This is a genomic window from Saliniramus fredricksonii (assembly GCF_900094735.1).
GTDB lineage: Bacteria > Pseudomonadota > Alphaproteobacteria > Rhizobiales > Beijerinckiaceae > Saliniramus > Saliniramus fredricksonii.
The window spans coordinates 2,104,166-2,118,789 of record NZ_FMBM01000002.1; the positions used below are offsets into that span (position 1 = coordinate 2,104,166).

12 protein-coding genes are annotated in these 14,624 nt (G+C 63.9%); 8 read left to right on the top strand and 4 right to left on the bottom strand.

Going from position 1 to position 14,624, the window contains the following annotated elements; genetic code table 11:
* Positions 1 to 27 precede the first annotated feature (27 nt).
* Complete coding sequence (locus GA0071312_RS16080; protein WP_074445789.1) at positions 28 to 501, top strand: tRNA (cytidine(34)-2'-O)-methyltransferase; 474 nt, start codon at positions 28 to 30, stop codon at positions 499 to 501.
* A 49-nt stretch (positions 502 to 550) separates the two neighbouring features.
* Here the strand turns inward: GA0071312_RS16080 and GA0071312_RS16085 are convergent, their stop codons facing one another.
* A complete protein-coding gene (locus GA0071312_RS16085; protein WP_074445790.1) occupies positions 551 to 1,981 on the bottom strand; it encodes a M20/M25/M40 family metallo-hydrolase in 1,431 nt (476 codons plus the stop codon).
* Between the two features lie 420 nt (positions 1,982 to 2,401).
* Here GA0071312_RS16085 and GA0071312_RS16090 point away from each other — a divergent pair, with 420 nt between their 5' ends.
* From GA0071312_RS16090 to GA0071312_RS16100, 3 genes are all read left to right on the top strand, one after another.
* On the top strand, positions 2,402 to 3,070 hold the full coding sequence (locus GA0071312_RS16090) for a hypothetical protein (RefSeq protein ID WP_131817846.1): 669 nt from the start codon (positions 2,402 to 2,404) through the stop codon (positions 3,068 to 3,070).
* 228 nt (positions 3,071 to 3,298) lie between these two features.
* Positions 3,299 to 5,122 (top strand): translational GTPase TypA, encoded by a 1,824-nt coding sequence (gene typA, locus GA0071312_RS16095; RefSeq protein ID WP_074445792.1) that lies wholly within the window; start codon positions 3,299 to 3,301, stop codon positions 5,120 to 5,122.
* Between the two features lie 116 nt (positions 5,123 to 5,238).
* The gene (locus GA0071312_RS16100) at positions 5,239 to 5,685 is read left to right on the top strand and encodes an acyl-CoA thioesterase (protein WP_238947258.1); all 447 of its coding nucleotides are present in this window, start codon (positions 5,239 to 5,241) and stop codon (positions 5,683 to 5,685) included.
* Positions 5,686 to 5,704: 19 nt separating this feature from the next.
* Here the strand turns inward: GA0071312_RS16100 and GA0071312_RS16105 are convergent, their stop codons facing one another.
* Positions 5,705 to 5,989, bottom strand: coding sequence for a hypothetical protein (locus tag GA0071312_RS16105; protein WP_131817847.1), 285 nt, complete (start codon positions 5,987 to 5,989; stop codon positions 5,705 to 5,707).
* A gap of 190 nt (positions 5,990 to 6,179) precedes the next feature.
* Between GA0071312_RS16105 and GA0071312_RS16110 the strand changes: the two genes are divergently transcribed.
* Positions 6,180 to 7,235 carry a threonine aldolase family protein gene (locus GA0071312_RS16110; RefSeq protein ID WP_074445794.1) on the top strand — a complete coding sequence of 352 codons (1,056 nt, stop codon included), beginning with the start codon at positions 6,180 to 6,182 and terminating at the stop codon, positions 7,233 to 7,235.
* A gap of 60 nt (positions 7,236 to 7,295) precedes the next feature.
* On the opposite strand, the gene GA0071312_RS20140 is transcribed toward GA0071312_RS16110, so the two are convergent.
* A complete protein-coding gene (locus GA0071312_RS20140; protein WP_165604062.1) occupies positions 7,296 to 7,439 on the bottom strand; it encodes a hypothetical protein in 144 nt (47 codons plus the stop codon).
* A gap of 261 nt (positions 7,440 to 7,700) precedes the next feature.
* Here GA0071312_RS20140 and GA0071312_RS16115 point away from each other — a divergent pair, with 261 nt between their 5' ends.
* The 3 genes from GA0071312_RS16115 (at position 7,701) to metH (ending at position 13,450) form a co-directional block, all read left to right on the top strand.
* A complete protein-coding gene (locus GA0071312_RS16115) occupies positions 7,701 to 8,714 on the top strand; it encodes an ArsR/SmtB family transcription factor (RefSeq protein WP_074446271.1) in 1,014 nt (337 codons plus the stop codon).
* Complete coding sequence (metF, locus tag GA0071312_RS16120) at positions 8,714 to 9,616, top strand: methylenetetrahydrofolate reductase [NAD(P)H] (RefSeq protein WP_074445795.1); 903 nt, start codon at positions 8,714 to 8,716, stop codon at positions 9,614 to 9,616. Before GA0071312_RS16115 ends, metF begins: the two co-directional genes overlap by 1 nt.
* A gap of 84 nt (positions 9,617 to 9,700) precedes the next feature.
* On the top strand, positions 9,701 to 13,450 hold the full coding sequence (gene metH, locus GA0071312_RS16125; RefSeq protein ID WP_074445796.1) for a methionine synthase: 3,750 nt from the start codon (positions 9,701 to 9,703) through the stop codon (positions 13,448 to 13,450).
* Between the two features lie 195 nt (positions 13,451 to 13,645).
* Here the strand turns inward: metH and GA0071312_RS16130 are convergent, their stop codons facing one another.
* Positions 13,646 to 14,617, bottom strand: coding sequence for a DUF2332 domain-containing protein (locus GA0071312_RS16130; protein ID WP_238947260.1), 972 nt, complete (start codon positions 14,615 to 14,617; stop codon positions 13,646 to 13,648).
* Positions 14,618 to 14,624: the final 7 nt, after the last annotated feature.

Below are 14,624 nucleotides of genomic sequence, written 5' to 3' on the forward strand. Positions count from 1 at the left end.
ACCTGATCTTCACCGGAGACATCGCCGATGCGGCTCGTCCTGTTCCAGCCCGATATTCCGCAGAATACCGGCACCATGATACGCCTCGCCGCCTGTCTGGGGGTCGCGGTGGACATCGTGGAACCCGCCGGCTTCGACGTTTCCGACCGCCATTTCAGGCGCTCCGGTATGGATTATCTGGATCGCGTGGCAATCATTCGCCACCCCTCATGGCGCGCATTCCATGATTGGAGCCGCGCGAACGGCCTGCGGCTGGTGCTCGCCACGGTGCAGGGATCCGTACCGTATACCGATTTCGGCTATGCGGAGAACGACGCGATCATCATGGGCCGCGAATCGGCCGGCGCACCCGATTACGTGCACGAAGCCTGCGACGCGCGCATCCGCATTCCACTGGCACCGGGGATGCGCTCGCTCAATGTCGCCGTCTGTGCCGGGATGATGCTCGGCGAGGCGCTCAGGCGCACCGACGGGTTTCCCCGCGCCGATGCGCCGGGCTGACCGGATCCGCCCGGTTCAGCACCCGCGCTGCCTCAGACCCCGCGCTGCCTCAGACCCCGCGCTTGGCCAGAGCCGCGAGCACGCGCACCCAGGAGCAGGTGCCCTTGTAGAAGCTGACGAGATCGTATTTCTCGTTGGGTGAATGCACCCGGTCATCGTCGAGGCCGAAACCGATCAGCAGGGAATCGAGCCCCAGCGTACGCTTGAAGTCGCCGACGATCGGGATCGAACCACCATTGCCGATCACCACCGGCTCGCGACCCCATTCATCCGCGAGTGCTTCGCGCGCCGCATCGAGGGCGGGCATGTCATAGGGCAGCGCGATCGCCCGCGAACCCTTGTGCTCTATGATCTCGACCGAGCAATCGGCGGGAATCCGCGCCTCCACATGCGCCCGGAAGGCCGCCGCGACCGCCTCCGGATCCTGATCACCCACCAGGCGGAAGGAGACCTTGCAGCTGGCCTGCGACGGGATCACGGTCTTTGTCCCCTCCCCCGTATAACCGGCAATGATGCCGTTGGCGTCGCAGGTCGGGCGGGACTGGATCTGCTCGATCAGCATCCGGTCGCGCTCGCCGGCGGGTTCGCTCAGGCCGATCGGCCCGAGATACTTTTTCGGCGTCAGCCCGAGCTTTTCCCATTGCGCACGCACATCCGCCGGCGGCTCGGCCACGCCGTCATAGAAACCGGCGAGCGTCACCGCGCCGTTCTCGTCGTGCAGATCGGCGATGATTCGCGACAGAACATGAATCGGGTTGCGCGCAGCCCCCCCGAACATTCCCGAATGCAGATCGCGGTCGGCGGCGCGCACGACCACCTCGCAATAGACCAGCCCGCGCAGGGAGATGGTGATTGCGGGGGTCATTGAATTCCACATCGTGGTGTCGCAGACCAGCGCGAGATCGGCGGCGAGTTCCGCACGGTTGGCTTCGACGAATTCCGGCAGATGCTTCGAGCCATCCTCCTCGGCGCCCTCGACAAGCACGGTGACGTCGACGGGCAGCGTGCCGGTGGCCGCCTTCCAGGCGCGGCAGGCCTCGATGAAGGTCATCACCTGGCCCTTGTCGTCGGCAGCGCCGCGCGCCACGATCACCTTGCGGTCGAAGGGAATCGTCGCGATGCGCGGCTCGAAAGGCGGTTCCTGCCACAATTCCAGCGGATCGACGGGCTGCACGTCGTAATGGCCGTAGAACATCACATGCGGGCGTTTCTCCCCGCCGGCTTCGCCGCGGTAATGGCCGAGCACCACCGGATGGCCGGGGGTCTCGCGCAGGGAGACCTCAAAGCCGAGTTCCTCCAGCTCGCGCACCAGCCAGGAACCCGCCTCGCGGCAGGATTCGGCATAGGCCGGGTCGGTGGAGATCGAGGGAATGCGCAGCCAGTCGAACAGGCGTCCCAGCGCACCGTCATGGTGCTTTTCCGCCGCGCCGAGCGCGGCCACCACTTGGGAATCGTCTTTCAAAGCCTTGTCGTCAGCCATCTGCCTGTCCTCGATTGGTGCCGGAATATCGCCGCGCGAGATCCGCGACCTGCCTTACAATATACCCCCACCGGTGATCCATACCCGCCCGCGCGTCAAGGGAGGCGGCGCGATGGTGTCATGGGCAAGATTGCCCGCCCGAGGGCGATCACTCAGCGGAGCATCGATGCGCCCTCAGACCATATCTCAGACATGGAAGGTGAAATTTCAGCAATCCTGAACTGCAATAACGGTCGCGACTCTGGTCAGAAACGCATTTTCTCGCCATGCTGCAAGCTTGTCCGGCAAGCTTAGTACGAACCCGCGTTCCGGTCGAAAAATACGAAGCCCCGCGAGGGCCGAAGCTGTCGCGGGGCTCTAGAAGTCCGAGTCTGTATGCGCGCAGTGACAGAAATCGGCTCACGAGGGACAAATAGGCATATGGCAGACAATGGTCAACATCGGGTTTATCCACACCCCCCGATTCATGCATTAGCAGAAGTTATTTCTCCGCTTCGTCTCGGCACCTATCTGAACGCTGCTGGGCACGATGTGGACCGGGCTCTGCAACTGTATCTGTGGAATGCGAAAATCGGCGAGGCGTTCCATCTTCCCATCCAGGCCGTCGAAGTCGGTTTGCGCAATCGTGTCAGCGACGGACTGCGGATGGCCTTCGGACAGGAATGGTGGCGAAACGACGCCTTCCTGTCAACGGTTCAAGGAAAGCGGATCGATGACATCGAAGTTACAAGAAGACGCCTGAGGAGCAAGAACAGACCAATGATTACAGGTCAGATCATTGCCGGCCTGTCATTCGGCTTCTGGGTTGCGATGCTCGCTCCGAGATATTATCCGCCGATCTGGAGTCGGCATCTCTACGCCGCTTTTCCGCATCTCGACAGTACGACCACCCTGCGAGCGATTCACCGTGAAACAAGCGCAATTGCCGACTTTCGCAACCGAATCTGGCATCATGAACCGATATTTCGGCGTGATCTGTCGGTCGATTATGCACGGTGCCTCAAAATCCTGAACTGGCTGTGTCCGACAAAGGCGGCGTGGATCAAGCCGCATTGCCGCGTCGCGCAAATGCTTCGAGAAAAGCCTTGATCCGGGCCTCGGCACGGCCATCCTCCAGCTACAAGCAGAATTCACCACACCACGAATCAGAGCGCGGAAATCCTTGCAAGATGCGCGCAAAGCACGTATTGCACTGCGAAAGGTCCGAACATCCCGACGTCGCATCATAGTCAGAGTGCCTGAGGGCGGCGCGAAATTCCGCGCTCCGGCGTGGGTTGCGATCGTTCCGGACCGATATCTTCTTCAGGCGGACGCTTCATGAAACTGCGCAATATCGCGATCATCGCCCATGTCGACCATGGCAAGACCACCCTCGTCGACCAGCTCCTCGCCCAGTCGGGCGCCTTTCGCGAAAACCAGCGCGTCGCCGAACGCGTGATGGATTCCAACGATCTCGAGAAAGAGCGTGGCATCACCATCCTCGCCAAGGCCACCTCGGTGGTCTGGAAGGATACCCGCATCAACATCGTCGACACACCCGGCCACGCCGATTTCGGCGGCGAGGTCGAGCGCATCCTCAACATGGTGGATGGTGCGATCGTGCTGGTGGACGCGGCCGAGGGGCCGATGCCGCAGACGAAATTCGTCGTCGCCAAGGCGCTGAAGATCGGCCTGCGCCCGATCGTGGCCGTGAACAAGATCGACCGTCCGGACGAGCGCCATATCGAGGTGATCAACGAGGTCTTCGATCTCTTCGCCGCGCTCGACGCCACCGACGAGCAGCTCGATTTCCCGATCCTCTACGGCTCGGGCCGCGACGGCTGGATGGCGACGGCCCCGGAAGGCCCGCGGGATGAGGGACTTGCCCCCCTGTTCGACCAGGTACTCGCCCATGTCCCCGAGGCCGAAGCCGAAAAGGGTCCCTTCCGCATGCTCGGCACCATCCTGGAGGCCAATCCCTTCCTCGGGCGCATCATCACCGGGCGCATTACCGCCGGCACGGTAAAGCCGAACCAGACGATCAAGGTGATCGGCCAGGACGGCAAGACCATCGAGCAGGGCCGGGTCAGCAAGATCCTCGCCTTCCGCGGCATCGAGCGCCAGCCGATCGAGCTGGGCGAGCCGGGCGACATCGTCTCCATTGCAGGCCTGACCAAGGGAACCGTGGCGGACACCTTCTGCGATCTCTCGGTCGAGCAGGCGATTCCCGCCCAGCCGATCGACCCGCCCACCGTCACCATGTCCTTCATCGTCAATGACAGCCCGCTCGCGGGCACCGAGGGCGACAAGGTGACGAGCCGCATGATCCGCGACCGCCTGATCAAGGAGGCGGAAGGCAATGTCACGCTCAAGATCGAGGAATCCGCCGACAAGGACAGCTTCTTCGTCTCGGGGCGCGGCGAATTGCAGCTCGCCATCCTGATCGAGACCATGCGCCGCGAGGGTTTCGAACTCGCCGTCTCGCGCCCGCGCGTCGTCTTCAAGACGGACGCATCCACCGGCGAGCGGCTGGAGCCGATCGAGGAAGTCGTGATCGACGTCGACGAGGAACATGCCGGCGTGGTCGTGCAGCGGATGTCCGAGCGCAAGGCCGACATGGTCGAGATGAAGCCTTCGGGTGGCAACCGCCAGCGCCTGGTCTTCTACGCGCCGACACGCGGGCTGATCGGCTATCAGAGCGAGTTGATGACCGATACGCGCGGCACCGCCATCATGAACCGCCTGTTCAAGGCTTACGAGCCCTACAAGGGCGAGATTGCCGGGCGGCGCAACGGCGTCCTGATCTCCAACGATTCCGGCGAGGCGGTGGGCTATGCCCTGTGGAATCTGGAAGATCGCGGTCCGATGATGATCGAGCCGGGCTGGAAGGTCTATCAGGGCATGATCATCGGTGAGCATAACCGCGAAAACGATCTCGAAGTGAACGTGCTCAAGGGCAAGAAACTCTCCAACGTGCGCTCGACCGGCAAGGACGAGGCGGTGCGCCTGACGCCGCCGATCCGCATGACGCTCGAGCGTTCGCTCGCCTGGATCCAGGATGACGAACTCGTCGAGGTCACGCCGAAATCGATCCGCCTGCGCAAGGTGCTGCTCGATCCCACCGTGCGCAAGCGCGCCGACAAGAGCCGCGAAGTCGCCTGATCCGGCGCGCGCGAATGCGCATGGAACGGGCAGTGCCTTCGCGTTAGGGCGTTGGGCATGGTGTGACGCGGGCCACGCGTGATCGGGGAGCGAACAGCGATGAGCAGGTTCGACCAATGAATATGTTCGGCATGGATGACTGGCAGGCGCTGATTGCGGATGAACGCGTGCTCGTGACGCGCGACATCTTGCGCTACAACGACATGGACGATAACGGCCATCTCAACAATTCGGTCTTCACCGTCCTGTGCGAATCGGGCCGGGTGGATTATTTCCGCAAGCGGGTGACCCCGCATCTGCCGGGCAATACCTTCTTCGTGATCGCGCGCATCGCCATCGACTTCAAGGCCGAGGCCTTCTATCCGGGGGAGGCGCTGACCGCGACCTGGCTCGAACATCTGGGCCGCTCGTCGCTGCGCGTGCGCCAGAAGATCATGAGCGCGGACAAGCTCGTTGCCGAGGCAGAAGGCGTCTGCGTGGTGATGGATCAGACCACGCGCAAACCCTTCCCCATCCCCGACGCGACGCGCGCGGCGCTTGAGCCGCTTCTGCGCGAGGGCTGAGCACATCGCGCAAAGCCGGTCAGCGGCTTCCCGCCCCGGTGGTCCGGTTGAAGGAAGGCGGATCGGAGGCCGGGAAGGTCTCTTCCAGCGCCTCGTCGACATCCTCCTCTGAGCGTCCGGGACGCCCCGCAATCGGTCCGGATTTCTCATCGCGAGGCCGATCGGCGTTGTGACGCAGAGCTTCGTCCTTCACATCCTCATGCTTCTCACCCGCCGGAAGCGGTGCCGATTTCACCGGATCGGGCTTCTCCGAATCATGCGAATGCGGGGCGTTGGTTTCCGGGTCCGGTTTGTTCCAGGACATGATGACCTCCGTTTCTGCCGCGCTGCGGCGTGTGAGGGTCAACGCGGCAGACGCGAAAAAGATCACCCTGCGGCACCATGATCTGCGGGAAACCCGCAAGCTTTCCCATTCGGCAATCGGTTCTCGCGGCTTGACGGGCGGGGTCGGGCCGGCTCACCTGACGCGGTGCCAATGACGAGGAACGATCACGATGAATTTCGCCAGCGACAACATCATGGGGGCCAGCGAGCCCGTGCTGCGGGCCCTGGTCGAAGCCAATGCCGGACCGTTGCCGGCTTATGGCGACGATCCGCTGACGCAGGAGATCGAGGCACGGCTCGGTGCGATCTTCGAGCGCGAGGTCGCCGTCTTTCTCTGTGCGACCGGGACCGGCGCCAACGCGCTGGCACTCTCCGCGCTGGTACCGCCCTGGGGGCTGTGCGTCTGCCATCGCGAGGCGCATGTGATCGACGATGAATGCGGTGCGCCGGAATTCTTCATGCATGCGGCCAAGCTCGCCGGACTGCCGGGCACGGGGGCAAAGCTCGCGCCGGAGACCCTGGAGAGCTGGCTGGCGGGTCTTTCATCCAGCGTCAAGCAGATGCCGCCGAAGGCGCTGAGTCTGTCGCAGCTGACCGAATGCGGCACGGCCTATGGCCGCGACGAGATCGCCGCGCTCTCGGCGATCGCCCATCGCAACGGCATGAAGGTGCATATGGACGGGGCGCGTTTCGCCAATGCACTGGAAAGTCTGGGCTGCACGCCGGCCCAGATGACCTGGCAGGCGGGGATCGACGTGCTCACCTTCGGCGCCACCAAGAACGGCTGCCTCGCGGCGGAAGCCATCATCTTCTTCAATCCGCAGGACGCGAAGGCGATGCCCTGGCTGCGCAAGCGCGGCGGGCATACCCTGTCCAAGGGCAGGCTGCTGGCCGCACAGTTCAAGGGCTATCTCGATGATGATCACTGGCGCGACAATGCCCGTCACGCCAACGCCATGGCCGCCCGCCTCGCCGACGGGCTCACCGGGCAAGGCCTGCGTCTCGCCTGGCAGCGTGCGGGCAACGAGGTCTTCGTGGTCATGAAGCAGGCGCAGGCTGAGGCGTTGCGCGGGCAGGGCTGTGCCTTCCATCCCTGGACGGCGACGAATCTCGCCCCGGACGACGCGCTGGGCCCGGATGAAGGCATCTACCGGCTGGTCACGTCCTTCGCCACGCAGGAGGCCATGGTCGACCGCTTCCTCACGCTGGTCGACAGGACCATGTGAGCCGTTGCAAGGCGCGATTCGCCGCCATGACCGGCGAATCCGCATCGTTCGGAGACCGATTCAGAGACTGCCGAGAAAGAAGGCGGCCACGCACAGGGCGGTGATCGAAGCAGCGAAGCCCATCGCGGCGCGCTTGAAGGACGGCGCCGGGCCGCTTCGCATACCGGCATTCGCCAGACTCATATCGTGATTGTTATGCTGCATGACAATTCCGCTGACACCCGCCCGTCGAAGCCATCTGTCTCCAGACCGCATCCCTGCGGCCCTGCGATAGCCAATAGCGCAGGATTGGTAAATCACCCGGTAACGGCTTTCCGATTCCTGATGCATCAAGGCAACACTCCGCAGCGTTCTTCAGTTCCGACATTCCCTCTTGATGCCCCGCTCGTTTTAATATAAAGATATCTTTATATCTCAATCGCACCATGTCATCTCCCTGGGACGATATGGACGGAACGGTGGATGATGCGGCCAGAACAGAACCTCTCGATGAACGAAGCGCTCGTCGCTCTGCGCGCGGCGGGAGAGGAAACGCGCCTGCGGATCCTCGCGCTGTTGTCTGCGGGGGAACTGTCCGTATCGGATCTCACCGACATTCTCGGGCAGTCGCAGCCGCGCATCTCGCGCCACCTCAAGCTGCTGGTCGAATCGGGTCTGGTCGAGCGCCACCGCGAAGGGGCCTGGGCCTTTTTCCGGCTCGCGGACAGGGCGACCGCGACGCAGCTTCTGCATCCGCTGCTTGATGCGCTCGACGGTGCCGACCGGCATGTCGCCGCCGACAAGGCACGGCTTCAGGCCAAGCGTCGTCAGCGCGCAGAAGCCGCGCAGGCCTATTTCGCACGCATCGCGCCGAAATGGGACGAACTGCGTTCGCTGCATGCGGCGGAAAGCGATGTCGAGAAAGCCGTCGCCGAGGTGATCGGCGAGAAGCCGGTTCTCAACCTGATCGATCTGGGCACCGGCACCGGGCGCATGCTCGGACGCCTCGCGCCCCTCGCCGCGCGGGCGGTCGGCCTCGATGCCAGCCACGCCATGCTTTCGGTGGCGCGCGCCAATCTGGAGAAGTCCGGCGTCGGGCGGGTCGAACTGCGCCAGGGTGATATCCATGCACCCCCGGTGGAGGAAAACGCCTTCGATCTGGTGATCATCCATCAGGTCTTGCACTATCTCGACGATCCGGCCCGCGCCCTGCGCGAGGCGGCGCGTCTCGTGGCGCCGGGCGGGCGCATGCTGATCGTCGATTTCGCCCCCCACGGGCTCGAATTCCTCCGCGAGAAGCAGGCCCATCGCCGCCTCGGCTTCTCGCACGAACAGATCGGTGACTGGCTCGAGGAAGCCGGTCTCGATTGTACGCTCACCCGCGACCTGCCCCCGCCTGCGGGGATCAGGGATGCACTTACCGTTTCAATCTGGCTCGGCCAGGACCGCCGCGTGCGGACTGACTGGCCCCTGCAATCAAAAAACAGAGAGGTCGCCTGATGCAAGCTCGCTCGCGCGCTACCGACGGCACGCCGTTTCGTTCGGTTTCATTTGAATTCTTTCCGCCCAAGACGCCGGAAATGGAGGCGACCCTGTGGTCGTCCATCGAGCGTCTGGCTCCGCTCGGCCCGACTTTCGTCTCCGTGACCTACGGCGCCGGCGGCTCCACCCGCGAGCGCACGCACAACACCGTGTCGCGCATCGTCAAGGAAACGGATCTCAAGCCGGCAGCGCATCTCACCTGCGTCGCCGCCACGCGCGAAGACGTCGACGAGGTGGTCAAGGGTTATCACGATGCCGGCGTGCGCCATATCGTGGCCCTGCGCGGCGATCCGGTCGAGGGACCGGGTACGGCTTACGCGCCCCATCCGGGCGGCTATGCCACCTCCTGGGACCTGATCGATGGCATCAGCAGGATCGGCGATTTCGAGATCTCCGTCTCGGCCTATCCCGAGAAGCACCCCGATGCTGCGAGCCTTGATGCCGATATCGATGCGCTCAAGCGCAAGGTCGATGCCGGCGCGACGCGGGCGATCACGCAGTTCTTCTTCGATAACGAGCTGTATCTGCGTTATCTCGACAAGGTGCGCGCCAGGGGGATCGATATTCCGATCGTGCCGGGTATCGTGCCGGTGCAGAATTTCAAGCAGACGGCGAATTTCGCCAAACGCACCGGGGCGAGCGTGCCCGACTGGCTCGCCGCGCGATTCGAGGGACTCGAAGACGATGTGGCGACCCGCAAGCTCGTCGCGGCAGCCGTTGCGGCAGAGCAGGTCATCGGGCTGATCGACGAGGGGGTGGAGGATTTCCACTTCTATACGATGAACCGGGCTGATCTCGTCTATGCCGTATGCCATCTGCTCGGCATGCGCCCCGATCAGCCCTTGCAGCACGCCGCGTAAGGCGCGCGACGCTCACACATTCACGAAATGCAGCGGTCGGGCATGCCCGACCGTTCGCCGTAAAACAAACCGGGAAGAATTTTCATGTCGCAGATCAAGCACGCCGATGGTCGAGAGGTCCGCAAAGCCCTGCGCGCGGCGGCGTCCGAGCGCATTCTGGTGCTGGACGGCGCCATGGGCACCGCCATTCAGGACAAGAAATTCTCCGAGGAGGATTTCCGCGTCGAGCGCTTCAAGGATCACGCGCATGACCAGAAGGGCAACAACGACCTTCTGATCCTGTCGCAGCCCGAGGCGATCCGCGACATCCACCTGGATTACTTCCTCGCGGGCTCGGATATCGTCGAGACCAACACCTTCTCCGGCACGCGTATCGCCCAGGCCGATTACGGCATGGAGGAGATCGTCTACGAACTCAATCTGGAAGGCGCGCGGGTTGCCCGCGCCGCTGCCGGGATCGCGCAGGAGAAGGATGGCCGCCGCCGCTTCGTCGCCGGCGCCATCGGCCCGACCAACCGGACCCTGTCGATTTCGCCGGATGTGAACAATCCGGGCTTTCGCGCGGTCACTTTCGACGAAGTGCGCGATGCCTATGCCGAGCAGGTGCGCGGCCTCGTCGATGGCGGCTCCGATCTGATCCTGATCGAGACCATCTTCGACACGCTCAACGCCAAGGCCGCGATCGTGGCGATCCGCCAGGTCTTCCAGGAGAAGGGCGTCGATCTGCCGATCATGATCTCCGGCACGATCACCGATCTGTCGGGCCGCACCCTGTCGGGCCAGACGCCGGAGGCCTTCTGGAATTCGGTGCGCCATGCCGATCCGTTCACCATCGGGCTCAATTGCGCGCTCGGCGCCAAGGAGATGCGCGGGCATATCGCCGAGCTTTCGCGCATCGCCGACACCTTCGTCTGCGCCTATCCCAATGCGGGCCTGCCCAACGAATTCGGCCTCTATGACGAGCGCCCGGAAGCGACGGCGGGCATGCTCGCGGAATTCGCCGATGCGGGCCTGGTCAACATCGTCGGCGGCTGCTGCGGCACCACGCCCGCTCATATCCGCGCCATCGCGGAGGCGGTTGCCGGCAAGAAGCCGCGCGAGATCGTCAAGCCCAAGACCTGGCTGCGCCTGTCAGGCCTCGAGCCCTTCACGCTCACGCCGGACATCCCCTTCGTCAATGTGGGCGAGCGCACCAACGTCACCGGCTCGGCGAAATTCCGCAAGCTGATCACCAATGGTGACTACGACACCGCTCTCGACGTCGCCCGCGACCAGGTCGCCAACGGCGCCCAGGTGATCGACGTCAACATGGATGAGGGCCTGCTCGATTCCGAGAAGGCCATGGTGGACTTCCTCAACCTCGCTGCCGCCGAGCCCGATATCTCGCGCGTTCCAGTGATGGTCGATTCATCCAAGTTCCACGTCATCGAAGCCGGCCTGAAATGCGTGCAGGGCAAGGCGATCGTGAATTCGATCTCGATGAAGGAAGGCGAGGAGGAATTCCTCAAGCACGCCCGCATCTGCCGCGATTACGGGGCTGCGGTCGTGGTCATGGCCTTCGACGAGGAAGGCCAGGCCGATACGGCGGCGCGCAAGATCGAGATCTGCACCCGTGCCTACAAGCTCCTGACCGAAGAGATCGGCTTCCCGCCGGAGGACATCATCTTCGACCCCAACGTCTTCGCCGTGGCGACGGGGATCGAGGAACACGACAATTACGGCAACGACTTCATCGAGGCGACGCGCACCATCCGCGAGACCCTGCCGCATGCGCATATCTCCGGCGGCGTGTCGAACCTCTCCTTCTCCTTCCGCGGCAACGAGCCCGTGCGCGAGGCGATGCACACCGTCTTCCTCTACCATGCCATCAAGGCGGGGATGGATATGGGCATCGTCAATGCCGGCCAGCTCGGGGTCTACGAGAATCTCGATCCCGAGCTGCGTGAACTGTGCGAGGATGTCGTCCTCAACCGCCGCAGCGACGCGACCGAGCGGCTGCTCGATGCCGCTGCCCGCTTCAAGGGCGACGGCTCCGGCGCGGCGAAGGTGCAGGATCTCGAATGGCGCAAGCTGCCCGTCGAGAAGCGCCTCGAACATGCGCTCGTCAACGGCATCACGGAATTCGTCGTCGAGGATACCGAGGAAGCCCGCCAGAGCGCCGAGCGCCCGCTTCACGTGATCGAGGGGCCGCTGATGGCCGGCATGAACGTGGTCGGCGATCTGTTCGGCGCCGGCAAGATGTTCCTGCCGCAGGTGGTGAAATCCGCCCGCGTGATGAAGCAGGCCGTGGCCCATCTGATGCCTTATATGGAGAAGGAAAAGGAAGAAGCCGGGCTTGATCAGCAATCAGCCGCCGGCAAGGTCCTGATGGCCACCGTCAAGGGCGACGTCCACGATATCGGCAAGAACATCGTCGGCGTCGTGCTCGCCTGCAACAATTACGAGGTCATCGATCTCGGCGTGATGGTGCCCACCGCCAAGATCCTCGACGAGGCCAAAAAGCACAATGTCGATGTGGTCGGCCTGTCGGGCCTGATCACGCCCTCCCTCGACGAGATGGTGAACGTCGCCGCCGAGATGGAACGCGAGGGCTTCGACATTCCGCTGCTGATCGGTGGCGCCACCACCAGCCGCGTGCATACGGCGGTGAAGATCCACCCGTCCTATAATCGCGGCCAGGCCATCTACGTCACCGATGCCAGCCGTGCAGTGGGTGTCGTCTCCAACCTGCTCTCGGAAGACCAGTGCAAGCCTTATATCGAGGGCATCAAGAAGGAATACGCCAAGGTCGCCGATGCGCATGCCCGCGCCGAGATGGACAAGCAGCGCCTGCCATTGGCCAAGGCCCGCGCCAACCCGGTCAAGATCGACTGGAGCGGCTATGAGACGGTCAAGCCGAGCTTCTTCGGCCCGCGCGTGTTCCGCAGCTACGATGTTGCCGATCTCGTGCCCTATATCGACTGGACGCCCTTCTTCCAGACCTGGGAGCTGAAGGGGCGCTATCCCGATATCCTTCAGGACGAGAAGCAGGGCGAGGTGGCGCGCCAGCTCTTCGACGATGCGCAGGAGATGCTCAGGAAGATCGTCGAGGAACGCTGGTTCAATCCCAAGGCCGTGATCGGCTTCTGGCCGGCCAACAGCGTCGGCGACGATATCCGCCTCTACAAGGGCGAGAGCCGTGAGGAGACGCTGGCCACCTTCCACGGTCTGCGCCAGCAGCTCACCAAGCGTGGCGATCGTCCCAATGTCTGCATGTCGGACTTCGTCGCGCCGCAAGACAGCGGCGTGAAGGATTATGTCGGCGCCTTCGTCGTCACGGCCGGGCTCGAGGAAGTGCGCATCGCCGAGCGCTTTGAGCGCGCCAACGACGATTACGGTTCGATTCTCGTCAAGGCACTGGCCGACCGTATTGCCGAGGCCTTTGCCGAGCGCATGCATCAGCGCGTGCGCAAGGAATTCTGGGGCTATGCGCCGGACGAGACGCTCTCCAACGAGGAACTGATCACCGAGGGCTATGCCGGCATCCGCCCGGCTCCGGGCTATCCCGCCCAGCCCGATCACACCGAGAAGGACACGCTGTTCGAACTGCTCGACGCGCGAAAGAGCATCGGCGTGGAGCTCACCGAGAGCAAGGCCATGTGGCCGGGCTCCTCCGTCTCCGGCCTCTATATCGGCCATCCGGAATCGTATTATTTCGGCGTCGCCAAGGTCGAGCGCGACCAGGTCGAGGATTATGCCATGCGCAAGGGCATGGATATCGAGGAGATGGAGCGCTGGCTGGCGCCGGTGCTCAACTACGATCCGGCCAATTACGTGAAGGCGGCAGCGGAGTAAGCTGCGGCGTTTTCGACGAACACGAACAAGAGCGGCGCTTCCGGCGCCGCTTTTCTTGATCAGGGGCGGTAGCGGCTTTCACGCGGGCGGCTCCGATTCCGTCTGCGCCCAGGCATCATCGTGCGATACCGGTGGTCAGGTCGCGCGACCCCCGCCAGCGAGAGGCACCCCGCCGCCTCGCACTGCCGGATCATCTCACCACAGCCATCGGATTTCCTGACCGTGCGGGCCGGTCCAGGCCAGGGGTTCGCCGTTGCCGGTTAACAGGAACATATCGTCATGCACCTGCCCGGCGGCTGCAGCCGATCGCGGAAAGACGCGCGGACTTTCATTGCTGAGCCAGAAGACCCGCGGATCGTTCATCATGCTTTCAGCGAATGCATCCCGGTCATGCTGCTGCGCGACGTAGCTCAAGACAGCGGTGTGGAATACCACGACAGTCGCATCACGCGGCGCCGCCGCGATCAGGTCCGGCAGATCGCGCCGGAGATCTCCCGCCTCGACGCGGGGGCGTTCGCTGCGCGCAATCGCGATCGCCTTGCGCAAGCGCGCCAGCCGCTCATGGTGTTCGGGCCAGATGAGATGTTCGAGCCATGCGACATCCTCATCCTTCGAGGCGTCCAGCGGGTTCAGATCGAGGCCGGCCCGCCACACGATCTCGGGATGGCGCGATGGCAGCGGCGTATTCGGCGTGGCCGCGCAGGCCAGGACCGGCGCCGACGCCGTGAATCGCTCCGGCGGCGCAAGAGTCTGATGCCCCCAATCGTAACCATAGGCGTCCGGCAGGAGACAAAGGCCGGCAGAGGCGCCGACCTCGATCAAGGCCAGGGGCCCCTCGATCCGGGCAAGGGCCGGCAAAAGCACGGCGCAGCGCCCGGGCTCATTGGTCTGGGTCGTGCGTGTACGCATGATCCCGGCGATCGCCTCCGCCTGGTCGGCGATCGCCGCGTCAAATGCATCCGGCGAGGCCGGCGTTCCGGCGACGAGCCGCATGGCAGCGAAGAGGAGGTTGGGCTGTTGCCGGTCCGGGGGAAGGCGGTCGAGAAAAGCCAGCACGCGCGGTGATTGCGCCACATGCCGCGCCAGGATTTCATAGATGGCCGAACGCCCTCTGGCTTCCGTTCGGGCAAAGCGCAGATAGCGTGCCGCAAGGGAATCCGGTCGCACGTGATCC